This window comes from Arthrobacter sp. ISL-72 (assembly GCF_018613755.1).
In the GTDB taxonomy this organism is placed as follows: Bacteria; Actinomycetota; Actinomycetes; order Actinomycetales; family Micrococcaceae; genus Arthrobacter.
Genome location: NZ_JAGGPP010000039.1, coordinates 1 through 17041 on the forward strand (window position 1 = coordinate 1; position 17041 = coordinate 17041).

General features: G+C 63.5%; 12 protein-coding genes. 4 read left to right on the forward strand and 8 right to left on the reverse strand.

Going from position 1 to position 17041, the window contains the following annotated elements; all coding sequences use genetic code 11:
• Nucleotides 1-80 precede the first annotated feature (80 nt).
• Nucleotides 81-353 (forward strand): alkaline phosphatase family protein, encoded by a 273-nt coding sequence (locus tag J7I92_RS22235; protein WP_311380464.1) that lies wholly within the window; start codon nucleotides 81-83, stop codon nucleotides 351-353.
• A 681-nt stretch (nucleotides 354-1034) separates the two neighbouring features.
• Here the strand turns inward: J7I92_RS22235 and J7I92_RS22240 are convergent.
• From J7I92_RS22240 to J7I92_RS22270, 7 genes are all read right to left on the reverse strand, one after another.
• Nucleotides 1035-2720, reverse strand: coding sequence for an amidohydrolase (locus J7I92_RS22240; RefSeq protein WP_214844033.1), 1686 nt, complete (start codon nucleotides 2718-2720; stop codon nucleotides 1035-1037).
• Nucleotides 2721-2755: 35 nt separating this feature from the next.
• Nucleotides 2756-4081 carry an MFS transporter gene (locus tag J7I92_RS22245; RefSeq protein ID WP_311380461.1) on the reverse strand — a complete coding sequence of 442 codons (1326 nt, stop codon included), beginning with the start codon at nucleotides 4079-4081 and terminating at the stop codon, nucleotides 2756-2758.
• A 40-nt stretch (nucleotides 4082-4121) separates the two neighbouring features.
• Nucleotides 4122-5348: a M20 family metallopeptidase gene (locus J7I92_RS22250; protein WP_311380462.1), complete on the reverse strand. Its 1227-nt coding sequence runs from the start codon at nucleotides 5346-5348 to the stop codon at nucleotides 4122-4124.
• 241 nt (nucleotides 5349-5589) lie between these two features.
• Complete coding sequence (locus tag J7I92_RS22255) at nucleotides 5590-6459, reverse strand: ABC transporter ATP-binding protein (RefSeq protein WP_214844034.1); 870 nt, start codon at nucleotides 6457-6459, stop codon at nucleotides 5590-5592.
• Nucleotides 6456-8150, reverse strand: coding sequence for a dipeptide/oligopeptide/nickel ABC transporter permease/ATP-binding protein (locus J7I92_RS22260; protein WP_311380463.1), 1695 nt, complete (start codon nucleotides 8148-8150; stop codon nucleotides 6456-6458). The genes J7I92_RS22255 and J7I92_RS22260 overlap by 4 nt, the downstream gene beginning before the upstream one ends.
• Nucleotides 8140-9171 carry an ABC transporter permease gene (locus tag J7I92_RS22265; RefSeq protein ID WP_214844035.1) on the reverse strand — a complete coding sequence of 344 codons (1032 nt, stop codon included), beginning with the start codon at nucleotides 9169-9171 and terminating at the stop codon, nucleotides 8140-8142. Before J7I92_RS22265 ends, J7I92_RS22260 begins: the two co-directional genes overlap by 11 nt.
• 14 nt (nucleotides 9172-9185) lie before the next feature.
• Nucleotides 9186-10799 (reverse strand): ABC transporter substrate-binding protein, encoded by a 1614-nt coding sequence (locus tag J7I92_RS22270; protein WP_214844036.1) that lies wholly within the window; start codon nucleotides 10797-10799, stop codon nucleotides 9186-9188.
• Between the two features lie 300 nt (nucleotides 10800-11099).
• Here J7I92_RS22270 and J7I92_RS22275 point away from each other — a divergent pair, with 300 nt between their 5' ends.
• Nucleotides 11100-12683, forward strand: a complete 1584-nt coding sequence (locus J7I92_RS22275; RefSeq protein ID WP_214844037.1) for an amidohydrolase — start codon at nucleotides 11100-11102, stop codon at nucleotides 12681-12683.
• A gap of 113 nt (nucleotides 12684-12796) precedes the next feature.
• Here J7I92_RS22275 and J7I92_RS22280 read toward each other — a convergent pair whose 3' ends face one another.
• On the reverse strand, nucleotides 12797-14107 hold the full coding sequence (locus tag J7I92_RS22280) for an MFS transporter (RefSeq protein WP_214844038.1): 1311 nt from the start codon (nucleotides 14105-14107) through the stop codon (nucleotides 12797-12799).
• Between the two features lie 120 nt (nucleotides 14108-14227).
• Here J7I92_RS22280 and J7I92_RS22285 point away from each other — a divergent pair, with 120 nt between their 5' ends.
• Both J7I92_RS22285 and J7I92_RS22290 read left to right on the forward strand, forming a co-directional pair.
• A complete protein-coding gene (locus tag J7I92_RS22285) occupies nucleotides 14228-15133 on the forward strand; it encodes a LysR family transcriptional regulator (RefSeq protein WP_214844039.1) in 906 nt (301 codons plus the stop codon).
• 122 nt (nucleotides 15134-15255) lie between these two features.
• On the forward strand, nucleotides 15256-16926 hold the full coding sequence (locus J7I92_RS22290) for an amidohydrolase (protein WP_214844040.1): 1671 nt from the start codon (nucleotides 15256-15258) through the stop codon (nucleotides 16924-16926).
• Nucleotides 16927-17041: the final 115 nt, after the last annotated feature.

Genomic DNA, 17041 nt, shown 5'->3' on the forward strand with positions numbered 1-17041 from the left:
CGGGCGGAAAGGTATCCTGACCACCGGGTTGACCACTTCGTCACCCGGGCCCACCGGGACTGACCCGCCCGGGCCGGCATATAGTACGCCAGCCACTCGTGATCATCTCCCCCTACGCGAAGAAGAACTTCGTGGACCACACCCAGACCGACCAGGCCTCCATCCTGCGCTTCATCGAGGACAACTGGCGCACCGGCCGGATCGGCGATTCATCCGCCGACGCCACCGCCGGCTCCGTGAATGCCATGTTTAACTTCCCCCACCAACGCAACGACAAGGTCCTGCTCAACGAGCCGACCGGCGCCGTCGCCTCCATCAGCCACACGAACGACGGCGGCAACTCGGGGAAGTAGCGACCGCAGCGGTCCTCCCCTACATGAACCCAGTCCACATTTGTAGAAATGCCGCCAGACCAGGCGTCTGGCGGCATTGCTCTTAGCGCCAGCCACGGCGGAGCACCAGCAAATCGGCCGACCGACCCGGGATCGCCAGGCTGGAAAGACGCCCCTGGCGAGAGCTCTGCGAGCACACCCATCACCCCTGGGGTCTGCGATACGAACGACTCACCCGTCTGTTCTTGCCCGAAAGGGCATCCATTTCTGCCCGGAGGACGACTTTTCGGCCGCGGCAGGCGCCGCTTAGGATGGCCACGGCGCTCGTGGCAGTTGGTCGGTAAACCGCAAGACCCGAAATTCTTTAAAAGGCTTGCCACTAGATTCGAAAGTGCGCTTCTCCTGGAAACCGAGTTTCGGATGGGCGTGGACATCCCGCCGCCACCCAACAAGCGATTTCGTCAATGTTCCACTCCAATGTCATCCCTCTCAATGAATATGCCGACCTCGCGGGTAACCGACCACATCGGCGCCGCCGCTTTCAGCTGACTCTATTTCCGGATGTGCCGGCGATCGAACTCGCCGGCAGCTCGATGCTGTGCATGATTGCCAGTGTTCCACTCGAGCCCCAAGGGAGCCACGGACCAGGTTGGCCTCCGAAATGGAATGTGGCGGTCCATCGGGAAGCCGCGCGTGTCTGAACTAGCCGGCAAGGATCGACGCGGTCTCCATCCTTGACTCTCCATCGCCGAGGACCCCGTCATTGAACACCACTTCCCCGCCGATCACGGTGGCTCCGACCGTCACGTTTCGAATGGTCTCTTCGGGGATGGCGAAGAGATCGTCGGAAAGAGCCACAAAATCTGCCAGCTGCCCTACGCGCAACTGGCCTTTGTCCCGTTCCTGGCCTACTGCGTACGCCGAACCAAAGGTGTACGCCCGCACGGCTTCTTCCACGGTGAGCCGCTCGTCAGGCCCCAGCAGGGTCCCGGAGCTAGTCCGCCGGTTCACCATGTCGTGAAGGGACACCAGCGGATTCCCGTCCGAGACCGGTGAATCCGAGGAGCCGGGAAGAACCATGCCGGCCTTCAGGAGTGACTTCATGCGGTAGATCAGCGGTGCCAGCTCCGGTTCAACCGCAGCTATCATGCCGTCGCCGAAGTCCGAGATGAAGACTCCCTGCGGAACAGCCGTGAGCCCAAGCGCGGCGGCACGCGTGATCTGGGCGTCGGTGGCAAGAGCAAAATGTTCAATTCGGTGCCGCGCTTCGGGCCGGGGGTGATTCCGCTGGGCCTTCTCGACGGCGTCCATCACGTGGTCGATGGCGGCGTCACCGATCGCGTGGGTTGCCACAGTCCAGCCCGCCTCGTGAGCTCCGATGATCATGGCCTGCAGCTCGGCCGGGTCGAATAGCAGGACTCCGTGGTTGTCCGGCTCGCCGTGATAGCAGTGGTGCATGGCCGCGGAACGGCCGATAAACGAACCGTCGGAAACGATCTTCACAGGCCCAATCTGCAGCCGGTCGTTGCCCAAGCCTGTACGGATCCCGAGATCCAGGCCGAACCAGCCCCCGTCCTTGAAGCCCTCAACGTCGTGCAGGGTGGTGCAGTACGGCATCAGGGTTACGCGCGTGGAAAGCACCCCGTTTTCCACTGCCTGCTGGTAGGAGTGGAAATCCACCGGCGAATTCCCGACCATTTTGTAGGCACCAATGCCGGGCTCCGTTATGGACGTGAGCCCGTACCGCAGCGCCTGCTCCCCCGCCAGGGCGAGGTTGCGCTGCACTTCGTCCAGTCCCATGGGGCGAACCAGTTCATAGATGAAAGACATTGCCCTTTCCTGCAGCAGCCCCTCCGCCCGTCCGTCCGCAGCCCGAGCCACAAATCCGCCGTCGAAATCCGGAACACCGTGACGGCCTGGATAGCCCGCGAGCTCAAAAGCCCGGGTGCTCACGGTGATCATGTGCCCGCTGACGTGTTCGAGGATCACGGGACGTCCCCCGGCTGCGGCATCGAGTCGCTCGGCGGTCGGGTGCCCGCCCAGAAAGTTCTGGTCATAACCGGAACCGCGCACCCACCCGTCAGCGGGAAGCTCCGCCGCCTTCCGGGCTACGGCCGCGTAAAGGGCGTCCGTTGATTGAATGACGCCGTGCCTCAGGTCGAGTGAGGCAAGGCGGGCTCCCGTAAACGACAGGTGGTTGTGGGCGTCATGGAATCCCGGCAGGACAGGAGCCCCCTGAAGGTCAATAGTCCGGCGGGCGGTCACGCCGTCGAGATCGGAATCCAGCCCGACGATCCGCCCGTGTGTGACGCCTATCCGGCTGGCGGCAGGACGCGCCGGATCCAGTGTTCGGATGCGTGCGTTGGTGAATATGGCGTCGATAAGCAATCGAATCCTCCTGAAAGTGTTTACGGCTGGCGGTACTACTTCGTCAGGTCCTTGCCCTTGGTTTCGGGCAGCTTCCAAGCCACCAGAGTGGAGATGGCCAGGAGGGCTACAACGTAGACGGTGAACGCTGCGGGACCGAAGGTAGCATTCGTCCAGCTCTGTAGGTAGGGCGCGGTCCCGCCGAAGATTGCGACGGCGACAGCGTACGGAACAGCCACACCCACGGTTCGGATGCGGGTCGGGAACATCTCGGCGAAGACGGCGGGAGAGATGGACAGTACGGCTCCCATGAACACAAGGATGAGGGTTGCCGGGAGGAAGAGGGACCAGAAGCTCTGGCCGATGGTGTTGACCAGCAGCGGGAACAGCACGATCGGGACGCCAGTGCCGATGAGCATGTTTGCGCGGCGGCCGAAGCGGTCCGAGAACTTGCCCCAGAAGGGTAGCGAGATGATCAGGACGACGTTGCTCAGGACGCTGGCAAGCAGTGCGGTGCCCTGGTCCATCTTGTGGATGAGGACGGCCTGCTGGACTGCACTGACAGACCAGACGTAGTAGCACACGGTGGCACCGACTCCGAGGCCGATCACCCGCAGCGCCGAGCGCCAGTTCCTGCGAATTTCGGGCCAGACCGGTTCGCGGACACTGGCCTTGACCTCCATAAAGGCTTCCGTCTCTTTCATCCGTGAACGTGCGATGAGGGTATAGAGCCCCAGCACTGCGCCGATGATAAACGGAATACGCCAGCCCCAGGCCTGCATGTCCTGCTTGCTCAGGACCAGGTTGAGGAAATAGCCGAAGAGCAGCCCGATAACCACACCGGAAGTGCCTGAGACGTAAATCAGGGAGGACCAGAGTCCGCGGCGGGCTGCAGGGGCGGCCTCGGAGATATACGTCTGCGCCGAGGGCATCTCGCCCCCGTGTGCCAGGCCTTGGAGCAGGCGTGCGGTGAGGAGGACAACGGCGGCCCAGGCGCCGGCTGCATTGTAGGTGGGTACCAAGGCGATCATCAGCGACCCAAACGATGCCAGCCCCACTGTGGAGATCATGGAGGCACGCCGACCCATGTGGTCTGCCAGCCATCCGAATACGAAGCCGCCGAGGGGCCGCGCGATGAAGCCGACCGCGAAGACAGCCATGGCTCCCAGCAGCGCTGCCAGGGGGTCCTTGGGGTTGAAGACCTCGGTGGCGAAGTAAATGGCGAATGCGGAGTAGATGCCCCAGTCGTACCATTCAAGGGCGTTGCCCAGTCCGGTGGCGAACAGGGTCTGGCGCTGGGCTTTTGTAGCTTTGTTTGGCGCCACAGGTGCGGCAATTTCGGCAGCCGCTGCTGGGGCGCCGGGAGCTGGTTTGTGGATCACTGGATTTCCTTGAGTGGAAGAGCTGTGGGTGGGGGGATGGTCAGACGGCAAGCTGGGCGAGGCGGGCCACGGCAAGCTGGGTGTAGAGTGCAGTCCCGTCAACCAGGACACTGTCGTCGAATGTGGCGCGGGGTGAATGGTTGAACGCGGTGTCGGCTCCCCCACCAATGGGCGTGGCGTCCAAGCAGATAAAGCTGCCTGGAACTTTGGCGAGGACGTCGGCAAAGTCTTCGGATCCGCCCAGGGGTGCGGCGAGGCGGTGATGGCGTTCGGAGCCGAAGAGCCCAGTAATTTGGTCGACGGCAAAGGCGGTTTGCGCTTCATCAGTCACGGTCACCTGCCCGCCGACGTGGTAGTTGACGTCGACGTCCAGGCCGTGGGCTGACGCGATTCCTTCGAGCAGCCGCGGAATGGCCGACTGCATCCTGGTCCGCGCCTCAGCCGAGTACATCCGCAGGCTCGCACCGAATTCCGCGGTGTCGGGGATAACGTTGACCGCTTCACCTGCTTTGACCATTCCCACCGAGATAACCACGGGGTCGTGGGCGTTGAACTGCCGCGTCACCATGTGCTGGAGGCCGAGGATCATTTCCGCCATGACGGGAACCGGGTCCTTGGCTTGGTGTGGTGCGGATCCGTGGCCGCCACGGCCAATGACCTTGACGAACAAGGCATCCGCGGCGGACATCATGACACCGGGCTTCGTTTCAAACCGTCCGGTATTACCGCCGGCGCTGAAAACGTGGAGTCCGTAGGCTGCGTCTGCCCGTCGGCCGGAAAGCTCCAGGATGCCTTCTTCGATCATCATGGGCGCGCCCGCCAGCTGTTCCTCAGCAGGCTGGAACATCAGGACGACGTCGCCGGCGAGCTGATGGCGCCGCTCAGAAAGCAGGCGCGCCGCTCCGACAAGCATCGAAGTGTGCAGGTCGTGGCCGCAGGCGTGCATACGGTTAGCCACGGCCGAGGTGTATTCGACCCCGGTTTCTTCCTGGAGCGGCAACGCGTCCATGTCCGCACGGAGCAGGACAGTGGGTCGGCTTTTGTTTGCTGACTTGTCAGGTGCCGTGCCGCGCAGGACCGCCCCTACCGAGGTAAGCCCTTTTCCAAGGGTTATTTCCAGTGGCAGGTCGGACAGCGCACCCAGGACCTTCTCCTGGGTGCGGGGCAGTTCCAGTCCGAGCTCGGGATGGCGGTGGAGGTCATGGCGCAGCTGGACGATGTCGCCATGGAGTTCGCGTGCGTCTTCAAGAATTTTTGCGGCCGACACGGAGTGTTCCCTTCGAATAGGCTGCTAGCCACAAACACGTGGTCTAGCTCATTCGAGTATGTGAGCTGCGCGACTTGCCGTCCACGACCAATATCGCACGATCCTCATACCGGTTAGGCATAAACATTGGCGTCCATTTATCCTGAATCGCTGCGTAGCTATGGAGTCCGTCAGCGAATAGCGACGGCGCAAACCCGGTGATGCATGCTCCGTCGGCGTCGGGACTGCATTCTGATGACCTTTAGTCGAGGGTGAAGGCGGGTGAGCCGGGGACTGAGGCGAGGAGTTTTTTGGTGTAGTCGTGCTGGGGGTTCCGGTAGACGGATTCGATAAGGCCTTGTTCGACGATGCGGCCCTGGTACATGACCATGACTTCGTCACAGACCTGCTGGACAACGGCGAGGTTGTGGGAGATGAACAGCATGGCGCTGTCCACCTTCCCGCGCATGCCTTGGAGGAGCCGGATGATGTCAGCCTGCACGGAAACGTCCAAGGCGGAGGTGATTTCGTCCGCGATCACCAGCCTCGGTTCGAGCATGAGAGCCCGGGCGATCGCGATCCGCTGCCGCTGCCCGCCGGAGAACTCGTGCGGGTATTTCTCCGCGGCCGATGGATCCAACTTGACCCGTTCCAAGGCCGCCGCGATGACCTCCCGGTGCTCCATGGGGTTGGCTCCGTGGGGGTCCAGCGCCTCGGCCAAGGTTTGCCCGGTGGTGCGGCGGGGGCTGAGCGAGGAGTAGGGGTCCTGCGGGATGTACTGGACTTCGCGGCGCATCTGCCGACGGCGCTTTCCGTGCATACGGGTGAAGTCCTCTCCGCCGATGGTGATCTCGCCGCTGGCGGGTTTGTTGATCCCGACCAGGGTCTTGCCGAGGGTCGACTTCCCGGATCCGGACTCGCCGACGAGCCCCACCACGGTGCCGGCGGGCACTGCCATGATGACGTCCTTCAGGACGTGGGCGGCGCCGAAGCGAACATTGAGGTTGGTGACTGAGGCAGCGTGTGGGGCAGCGGGACCCTCGGCTTTTCCGGCGGCGAGTGCTGCCCGGCGCCCCAGGCCCGCCGGCTGCGGGCCCAGGACTGCCGGAGGTATCTGTGCGTTGGCGTTCATGACGTTGGAGCTCCTGAGGTAGCGGGGGCCGAGCCGAGTTCCAGGGTAGGGATCGCGGCGAGCAGTGCTTTGGTGTAGGAGTGGGTTACCTTCCGGGCGGCAAGTTCAGCGGCGGTAAGCCGCTCAACGATTTCGCCGGATTTCATGACGAGGATGGTGTCGCACAGGGCCTCCACTACGGCGAGGTCGTGGGAGATGAACAGCATCGCGGTGCCTTGTTCCCGGTGGATGCGGCGGAACTGGCGCAGGACTTCGGCCTGGACGGTGACGTCCAGCGCCGTCGTAGGTTCGTCGGCGACGATGAGTTTGGGTGAGGTGACGATCGAGGCGGCGATCATGGCCCGCTGCCGCATTCCGCCGGAGAGCTCGTGCGGGTGCTGCCTGAGCCGGTGCGCGGGCTGGGTGATGTTTACGCTGGCCAGGGCATTGACGATGACTTCGCGTGCCTCGGCCCGGCCCATGCCCAGGTGGGTCCGGAGTACTTCGGTCAGTTGGGAGCCCATCCGCAGGGAAGGATTGAACGTGGTTCCGGGGTCCTGGTACACGATGCTGATCTCTTTGGCCAGTCGGGACTGGTCCGGGGCGGCGAGCATGTTCATATCCCCAACCCGCAGCAGGTCCGCGTCCACGGCCAAGTCCTCGGACGGCAAGCCCGCCACGGCCATTGCGGTCAGGGACTTACCGGATCCGGACTCGCCTACCAAGGCAACAACCTCGCCTGGATTGATCGAGAACGACACGCCCTTGACCAGCTCCTGCCGGCCCGGGATGCTCACCCGCAGGTTTTTAACCCGCACCAGTGCAGTGTCACTCTCCGCGAGGGGCACGGTCCGGTTCCGGTCCAGGACTCGCCGGAAGAAGCTGCGCTTGGCGCGCGGGTCCGCGTGTGCTGCCAGGGCGTCCCCGATCAGCATGACCGACAGGCCTGTCAGGGCAATCATCACCGAGGGGCCCACCGCTTCGACCGGCTGAGTGTAAAGGGCGCCGAGGCTGTCGTTGAGGAGCCGGCCGAAGTCATATTCAGGGGACTGGACGCCCAAGCCAATGAAGGACAGCGCGGAGATCTCCACGAGGGACAGCGCGAAGACTGTGGCGGAGAGGATCAACAGCGGCTCGGCCATGTTCGGCAGCATGTGCCGGGCCGCGATCCGTACCGGGCTGACGCCCAGCAGGCGTGCGGTGACCACATAGTCGCTGCTGGACACGGCGGACGCCAGGTTGGCGGTGATCCGAGCGAAGCCGGGGATCCCGGCAATTCCGATCGCGATGACAGCTGAGGAAACGCCGGGTTCCAGGACGGCGGCGATCACGAGGGCGAAGATCAGGGACGGGTACGCGACGGCGGTTTCCAGGATGCGCAGCGCAATCTCGCGGACCCGCCGGCCCGAAAGCCAGATGGCCAAGCCGATTACCACACCGGACACCACCGAGATTGCGGCCGCACCGGCAGTCATCAGCAGCGTCAGCCGGGTCGCCACCAGGGCGCGGGCGAGCAGGTCCCGGCCGAAATCATCGGTGCCCAGCCAATGCTCGGCGCTGGGCCCCAGGGCGGCATGGGGGGTCAGCTGTTCAGCCGCCTGCTTCATGGTCGACGGGGCGATGATGGCGATGAGGATCAGCGCCATCAGCAGACCGCCACCGGTGATCATGGCAGGAGTCCAGAACTCCTTGCTCCTAAACCTAGACGTCACTTGAGGTTCCTCCGAGGTTGCGGGGATCGATGATGGCCAGGATCAGGTCCACCATGGTGATGATGAGGGTCGCGAGCAGGCCCAGAATCAAGATGATGCCCCTGATAACCGGGTAGTCACGCTGCAAAATAGCGTTCACGATCCCCTGGCCCAAGCCGGGCCAGGCGAAGACGGTCTCGATGACTACCGCGCCGCCCAGCTGCGCGGCCAGGATGAGCCCCGAGAGTGTCAACGTCGTGGTGACCAGGTTCGGCAGGACGTAGCGCAGGTTGGTTCGCAGCGCGCCCAGCCGCCAGCCGCGGGCCGTGCGAATGTAGTCCTTGTTCAGGACCACGGCCGTTTCCCGCCGCACGATCCGGGAGATCACACAGACGGGCCCCAGCATCAGGGCAGCGGTGGGAAGCACCAGCGAGCTCAGGGTCGTAGCACCCGCCGCCGGAAACCAGCGCAGCGTCACGGCAAATACCACCACGAGCAACGTCGCTACTACATACTGCGGGACTGAGTAGATCAGGCTGGTCAGGAAGTTGAAGATGTTGTCCAGCCACTTGTTCCGGCCACCGCGGGTAAGGATCGCCACGATCATGCCCAGCGGCACGGAGAGCAGCAGCACCAGCACGATGGCCAGCAGAGCGATCTCCGCTGTGAACGGAAAGCGCGTAAAGATCAGAGTGGAAACGCTCTCGCCACTGACAAAAGAGTTGCCCATGTCCAGGCGAAGAACACCGGACACATAATTTACAAACTGCGTCAGCACCGGCAAATCCAAACCCAACTCCGCCCTAACGCTCGCAACCTGGGCAGGGCTTGCCCCGTCGCCGGCCGCGATCACCGCAGGATCCCCCGGAATCAAGGGCACGATCAGGAACGTCACGACGGTCAGCACCACAAAGGAGAGCACCAGCCCGCCAAGCCGGCGCAACACAAACCCCACCCACGGGTGGCGGATAAACCGGCCCCCCGCACTCCCGGCACCAACGCCGGGAGTGCGGGAAGCCTCAACAACAATCGAAGAAGTCATGGTTGGTTTCTTCGCTACTTCGTGATCCGCATGGTGCTCTCGTCCGGCTGGCCATTGAAGGTGTGCATGGCGAAGCCGGACCGGATGGTCACCTGGGAGGGAAGGGAAGACAAGGGCACCACGTGGGCTTCCTGGATCATGATCTTCTGCGCGTCCTTATAGGTGGTGCAGCGCTGGGTATCATCGGTTTGAGTCATGGCCTTGGCCACGATGTCCAGGACAGGCTGGTTCTCCAGGCCGCCCCAGTTGAGTCCGCCCTTTTCAACGGGGGTGCCAATGACCGGGGAGAGCGCCCCGTACATGGTGCCGCCGGCGTTGATGCCGCCCATAACGGTGACGTCCCAGCTGTCGATGTTCTGGGTCAAGTCGGTGCTCCAGGTGGCGAGGTCCACGTTCCGCAGCTCAATGTCAGCGCCGGCTGCGCGGAGGGCTTCGGCAACGTAGGTGTTGGCCGCACCGTTGGGCCCGAACACCTGTGCTCCGACCATGCGGATCTTCACCCCGGCGAGGGTCTTCGCAGCTGCTGAGGGGTCTGGCTTGATGAGCATGCCGGTGTCCTTGCTGGAGCAGGGCACGCCCGGGTGGGCGAACGAGGAGTAGATTTCTCCCAGCCCGCCGGAGGCGGCCTGGTTGAATGCCTTGGCATCCAGGGCCTGTGCAACGGCCTTTCGGAGGGCAGCGTCGGTGAAGGGGTGGCCGGGACGTTCATTGAACATTATGTAGAGGCTGCCCTGCGGGATGACCTGCGTGGTGAAGTCCTTGTTGCCGTCGAAGCGCGAAGTGTCCTTGCCGCGGATATTGGCGATGTCGCGGGTTCCGGTCAGGAGTTCGTTGGATACGGCGCTGGCGTTGGCGTTGACGCTGGCCTCAATGGTTTTGGCTGGCGTGCCCTCGATCTTGGATTCATAGGCCGGCCAGGTCTTGTAGTCCTCCCGCAGCGTGAAGGTGTAGCTAACGCCGTGCTGCTTCTTGGTAAGCGTGTACGGGCCGGAGAACGCACCGGGGACATCACCTGCCGTCAGGGCCTTGGGGTCTTTGAGGCCGGCGGGGCAGACAATGCCGGTGGCGTGCAGGCTCATGCCCTGCAGGAGGTCGGTCCAGGGCTGGGCAAGCTTAACCGTGACTGTGCTGGCGGCGTCGTCGGCGGTGACGGTGGCGGGACCGTCACCCAAAACGAGGGTGCGGAAGCTGGACTTGCTGTCCGGTGAGGCAAAGACCTTGAGGGATTCGGCGACCACGCTGGCCGTGATGGGCGTGCCGTCCGAACAGGTGGCGCCGTCCCGGATAGTGAAGGTGCCCTGCGTGGGAGTGATGTCCCATTTGCTGGCAAGGTCCGAAACGATTTTATTGTTCTCGTCACGGCGCACCAGCGTTGAAAACAAGAACCGGTTGAAGGTGTAGTCGTCGGCGTTACGCACTTCAACCGGTGCGAAGCTTGTGGGGTCTGCGTTGACGACAGTCCGGATGGTGTCGGTGGAAACCTGCCCGGCTGCAGCGGGCGCCGAGCCCGTGCCTCCGGTAGTGCAGCCGGTAGCTACGGCGATGACCGCGACTGCGGCGGCCAGCGGGACGATCCTGCCGCCACGGCGGGCGACGTTGTCTGCCGTTGACTGGGAATTCTGTTTCACGAATGGTCCTCTGTTTTGGTCCGATACGGGTGCACGAGGCGGTGTGGCGTGAGTCACGCAAAACACCTGCTGATCGAGTATGCGAAGGCACATCCCAGAACGTCTAAGACTCATTTTGCAAACCCTCTATACCTATTCGGCATATTCGCGGGTCTGGCTCAGTGATTCCGCCACTTTAGGGACGCACTGTCGTGGGAAAGCCGTCCCGCAGTTACCTTTTCGTGACCACGGGGACGGTATATGACTTACTTGTTGCGGAGCGAGACTGCATTCCCAATTCAAGGCGCTTACCCTGAGTCCGTGACTCCCACCCTCTTTACCAACGGTGTCTTCCACACTCTCAACCCTCATCAGCCGCGGGCCGCTGCTCTCCTGGTGGACCAGGGCATCATTGCGGCGGCAGGATCGGGCCCGGAACTTCACGCTCACGCCCCGGCCGGGACGAGAGTTGTGGATCTTGAAGGCTCTGTGGTCATTCCCGGGCTCACGGATGCCCATATCCACACGGCCAGCTTGGCCCGTTCCCGGCAGGAGGTTGACCTTCGGCGGGCCGAGAGCCTGGAAGAAGCGCTGGCCGGGGTCCGCGCAGTACTGCCGCGCTACCGGGAGGGCGAATGGATCTTCGGCGGATGGTGGGACTTCAACAGATGGAAGCACCCCGTCCAGCCGGACCACGCCGGGCTGGATGCCGTAGCACCAAGGAACCCCGTGGCGCTGACCAGCGCCGACGGCCATACCGTGTGGGCCAACAGCCAGGCTTTGCGGGCGCTAGGAATTGACCGGATGACTCCGGATCCTGCCGGCGGTGAAATCGTCCGGGATACTGACGGGGAGGCAACCGGACTCCTGCGGGAAAGCGCGGTGTACCCGGTCCGCAGACTTGCGGCTTCCGGAGTCTCGGGCAATCTCACGGAACAACTGCGGGAAACGCAGCAGTACCTGCTGTCATTGGGCCTGACGGGCGTCCATGACATTGATGGAGCCGATGCACTGGCGGCCTACTCGCAGCTCCGCGACGAAGGAGCGCTGGCCCTGCGCGTACACAAACTGCTTGCCCAGGACGACCTGCAGGACTCCATCCGGGCAGGGCTCCGCACAGGTCAGGGTGACAGCTGGATCCGCCACGGGGCCGTGAAGATTTTCGCGGACGGGGCGGCAGGCTCCCACACTTGCCACATGAGCGAGCCCTTTCCGGGCGGCACCGGCCATGGCATGGAGGTCACGGCCTTCCCCGAGCTGGTGGCGCTGGCAACGAGCGCCGCCACGGCGGGAATTGCCGTTGCTGTCCACGCCATCGGAGACCGCGCCAACCATCTGGTGCTCAACGCACTCTCCCGGATTCAGGACCTCACCGCCCGACACAATCTGCGGCACCGCATTGAACACGTCCAGTTCCTGCAGCCCGCGGATGTTCAGCGCCTGGCAGTTCTGGGCGTTGTAGCGTCCATGCAGCCACAGCACTGCCCCAGCGACCTTCCCATCCTGGGCATGGTGCAGGGCCGCAACCTGGCCTCTTACGCATGGCGCAGCCTGCTGGGTGCCGGAGCAACCGTCGCCTTCGGCTCCGACTCCCCTGTGGAACTTCCCAATCCGTTCCACGGCCTCCATGCCGCTATGACGAGGACAACCCGGGAGGGTAGGCCTGACGGCGGCTGGGAACCGCAAGAGCGGATCACCTTGGCTGAGGCGCTCCATGGCTACTGCGTGGGCCCTTCCTACGCTTCCGGTGAGGAGGACTCCAAGGGCAGGCTGGTCCCGGGGATGCTGGCGGACTTTGTCGCACTGGACACGAATATCTTCTCGGCGGACCCGGCCGAAGTCAGGGAAACCAAGGTCCGCATGACGGTCACCGGCGGCGTCATCCGCTACAGGCAAGAGCCCTGAACGCGCGGCAAGCAACCTTTAGTGACATATATGTCAGACGCAAGCACCCCCGCAGCCGAACTGGGCAGTTCAAACCGCGGAGGTGCTTGCTCGAGCCTGCATCCGGCCCGTGGCTACTTACCGCTCAGGGGAACTCTGGACGTCACGACAGCGCCGCCGAGCGATATCAGGCCGATGACCACCAGGAGCGTGGCCGGCCCCCAGGAAGCATTCCCGGACAAGGACAGGAAGACCGTTGCCAGCGCAGGCATAAACCCGGCTATTACTGCAGAAAGGTTGGCCGAGAGACCCATGCCCGTGTACTTGACCTCTGCGGGGAAAAGCCTGTCGATCAGGGCGCCGATGATGGCGTAGGTGATGGCGCAGGGGCCGAACGCCAGCACCATGGCCACGATGATCAGACCCGGGTCTTTAGTATCCACGAGCCCAAAAATCGGGAACGCCAGGGACAGGAAAATCGAGTAGCCAATGATGCCCACACGCGCTGCCCCGAACCGGTCCGCGAGGCGTCCTGCCACGACGGTCATCACCATCTGGGCGACGGCACCGATGGTCATCGCAGTAAGGATTACCGAGGACGGCAGGCCGAGTACACGGGTGACATAGCTGATCATGAACGTGGTCAGGATGAAGAAGCCGGCATTGCCCACCAGGTAGGTGCAGACTCCGATCGCCAGACGCCCCTTGAATTTGCGAAACAGTTCGATGACCGGAGCCTTCTTGGTTCCCTCGCTTGCCTTGAGGTCCTGGAATTCGGGGGTTTCCTCCACGTTCCAGCGGAGCCACAGTGCCACACCGACCAAGACAATGGAGGCAATGAACGGCACGCGCCAGCCCCAGGCCATAAAGTCTTCCCTGGGCAACAGGGCAACCAGGGTGATCGCACCGGTGGAGAGCAGCGTACCCACCGGTGAACCGAGCTGCACCAGTGCGGCATAAAGGCCGCGGCGTTTGGCGGGGGCGTATTCGATGGCCATCAGGGTGGCCCCACCCCACTCACCGCCGGTTGCAACACCCTGGACCGCGCGCAGAAGTGTCAGCAGGATGGGAGCAACAACGCCGGCCGTCTCATAGGTGGGCAAGAGGCCCATGAGGGTGGAAGCCGCGCCCATCAGCATCACGGTGGCAACGAGAGCGCCTCGCCGGCCATACTTGTCACCGACGTGGCCGAAGATGATTGCGCCGATTGGCCGGGCAACGAAGGCTGCGCTGAAGCTTAGGAAAGCCGAGACGGTGGAGGCGACGGGATCGCTGCTGGGAAAGAACAGCGGGGCGAAGACGATAGCGGCCGTGGTGCCGAACAGGAAGAAGTCGTACCACTCCAGTGCGGTGCCAATAAAAGCAGCGGCAACGACCTTTCCGGGGCTCGAGGGGCCTGACCGGGTCGCCGCGGGGGCGGTGGAACGCGAAGTGGGGATAGTCATGGTAGGTCTCTCAGGGATAGCTGAATGTCGATTGTGAGAGCATCACCGTACTGTGAGCTACTACATACCTGCCAATACCCCTTATTGCGCTCAAGCATGCCCAAAGGGCATCATGGGCTCATGAACCTTCGCCGCCTGCAGTATTTCCTTGCCGTTGTGGACGCAGGCACGGTCACGGCAGCCGCGGAGCAGATCCACATTGCCCAGCCGGCCCTGAGCCGCCAAATTAAAACGCTTGAGAATGAGCTCAAGCTCAAACTGTTTGAGGCGCAGGGAAACAAGCTGGCGCTCACGCCCGCAGGCCGTGCCCTCGTACCCGCCGCCCGCCGCCTTATGCTGGAAACCAAAAGCCTCGAGGATGCGGCCAATGCTTTGCGGGCAGGGCGGGTGGCTACACTCGTAGCTGCCGCGACCGCCGCGTCCGTCCGCGGCTTCCTGGCGCCCTACATCGCCACTACCGGCCCTGAGGATCCGCTGATCATCACGCGCGAGACAAGCCACTTCGCCATCGCAGAGGCGCTCCTTCACGGCAGCGACTTTGCAGTCTCCCCCGCCGCGCCGGAACCGGGACTGGCCACCATGCCGCTAGGCAGCATCCCGCTGACCGCGTACGTCGCCGCGGACCACCAATGGGCCCAGGCCGGAGTTACCGAACTCCCGCTGAGTGAGCTATGCGACCAGCACGCCATCCTGCCCTCACATCGCAGTGTAAGCCGCTACATCCTCGATGACGCCCTCAACCAGGATCGCTTGAGCTTCCGACGGGTTTCAGAGTGCGACGACGGCCAGACCATCATGGCATTGGCAGCGGCCGGGCACGGAGTCGGCGTCACGACTGACCTCCCGGCCTATGGAACACATCCCATCCGTATCCTCGCAGCCAGCCATGGACAGCACCGCCATGCCCTCCGCCTTCCACTGCACACCGCATGGATCCCGGGGCACTTCGCTGAGGACACCATCCGCGCGGTAGCTACTCGGCTGCGGGGATTCCTGAACGAACGGGGAGCCCTGATAAGGGACTAACTTCCCGCCCCTATGCCGATCAGGCATTGAAGTGAAATCCATTAGGTATTGGACAGCATGAAGGGGCTGTTCCGATACTGGAGCTTACGTCAATGACACAGCCATAGAATCGGGAGAAGTGCATGCTTTTCGACGCGCTGTACACCAACGGCTCGTTCCGCACCCAAGACGCCCGACGACCGCTGGCCCACAGCGTGGGGGTCCACGGCGGCCGCATCGTCAGTCTTGATGACGAACTGCCGCCGTCCTTCTTCCGCCACGTACACGACCTGCGTGGCGCCGCCGTCGTCCCGGGCTTTAACGATGCGCACTGCCACCTGAGCTATGTAGGCCAAGCGCTCCTCCAGGCTGACCTGCGGCCCGCCGTCTGCGCCACCATGGCCGAACTCCTGGACACAGTAGAACGCGCGTGCGCGTCAGCGCCGTCCGGGACCTGGGTCCAGGGCTCCGGCTACGACCAGAATTACCTTGGCAACCAACACCCAACTGCCGAGCAACTCGACGCCATCAGTCACGGACACCCCGTGTGGCTGATGCACAACTCACGGCACATGGGCGTAGCAAACACGGCGGCCTTTGAGCGCGCCGGCTACCCGGGCCGTCTGAACGTCAGGGCACCCGACGGAGGGGCGGTTTCGGTGGACGCCGGGGGCAGGGCCGTCGGCCTTCTCCAGGAGACAGCGCGGGCGCTGGTCATGGACGCAATCCCCGGACCGTCCGTGCAGGACGTCGCCGACATGGTGGGCGCAGGCAGCGCTGCATTGCTGAATCTGGGAATCACCAGCATCACCGAGCCCGGCCTGGGGGCCCCTCAACACATCGGCCACTCATTGTCCGACATCGCCGGCTACCAGGCCGCGCGCGACGCCGGTCTGCTGGGCGTCCGTGCCACGGTTATGCCATACCTCACCACGCTCCACAGCCTGGGTGATGATTTCGAGGGTAAGAACGGCGTCAGCGCTATTTCTCGACTCGGTCTTGACCTAGGCATGAGGACGGGCTTCGGCGACGAGTGGCTGAGGCTCGGCCCGGCCAAAATCCTTTCTGACGGCTCCCTCATCGGCCGCAGCGCGTTTATGTGCTGCAACTACCAAGCTGACGCGGAGGAGGGGAACGAGAATCGCGGCCTTCTCCAGTTCCCGGCAGAGGACCTTCGGCGTCGGATCCTGGGAGCCCATCATGCCGGCTGGCAGGTCGCCGCCCACGCAATCGGAGACGCCGCACTGGACGTGGTAATGGATATCTTCGAGGAGGCCCAGCAGCTCCATCCCCGCCCGGACGCCCGCCACCGGATCGAGCATGTCAACGTCGCCAGCAATGAGCAGATCCGGCGCCTGGCTTCTTTGGGCCTCATTCCCGTTCCGCAGGGCCGCTTCGTCAATGAACTCGGAGATGGTGCCGCCCGGGCCCTTGGGCCGGAACGGACGAGGCTCTCCTACCGGGTCAAAGGCCTGCTCGATGCCGGAATTGAAATTCCGGCGAGCACTGACGCGCCGGTAGTCTCCGCAGATCCCCTCCTGAACATCCATGATCTGGTTAACCGCAAAACCTCCTCCGGGGTTGACTTCGTCCCCGAGGAACGCATCAGTGTCGCCCAGGCAGTACGGGCCTACACGGTAGGCAGCGCCTACGCTGCCCACGAGGATCGCTACAAGGGATCGCTGACGCACGGCATGCTGGCGGATTTTGTGGCACTGTCCGAGGACCTTTACGACGTTCCGGCAGAAGCCATCCGCGACGTCCACGTCACCGCAACCGTGGTGGGCGGACAGCTGGCCCACGGAAGCCTCTAGAGCAATCCACTGCTCAAGTGCATGCCTTCACAGCATGAACTTTCAACTTTACAAGTATTAGACAGCATGAACGTCACTACCAATACTTGAGGGAACACCACCCATCTGGCAGCCA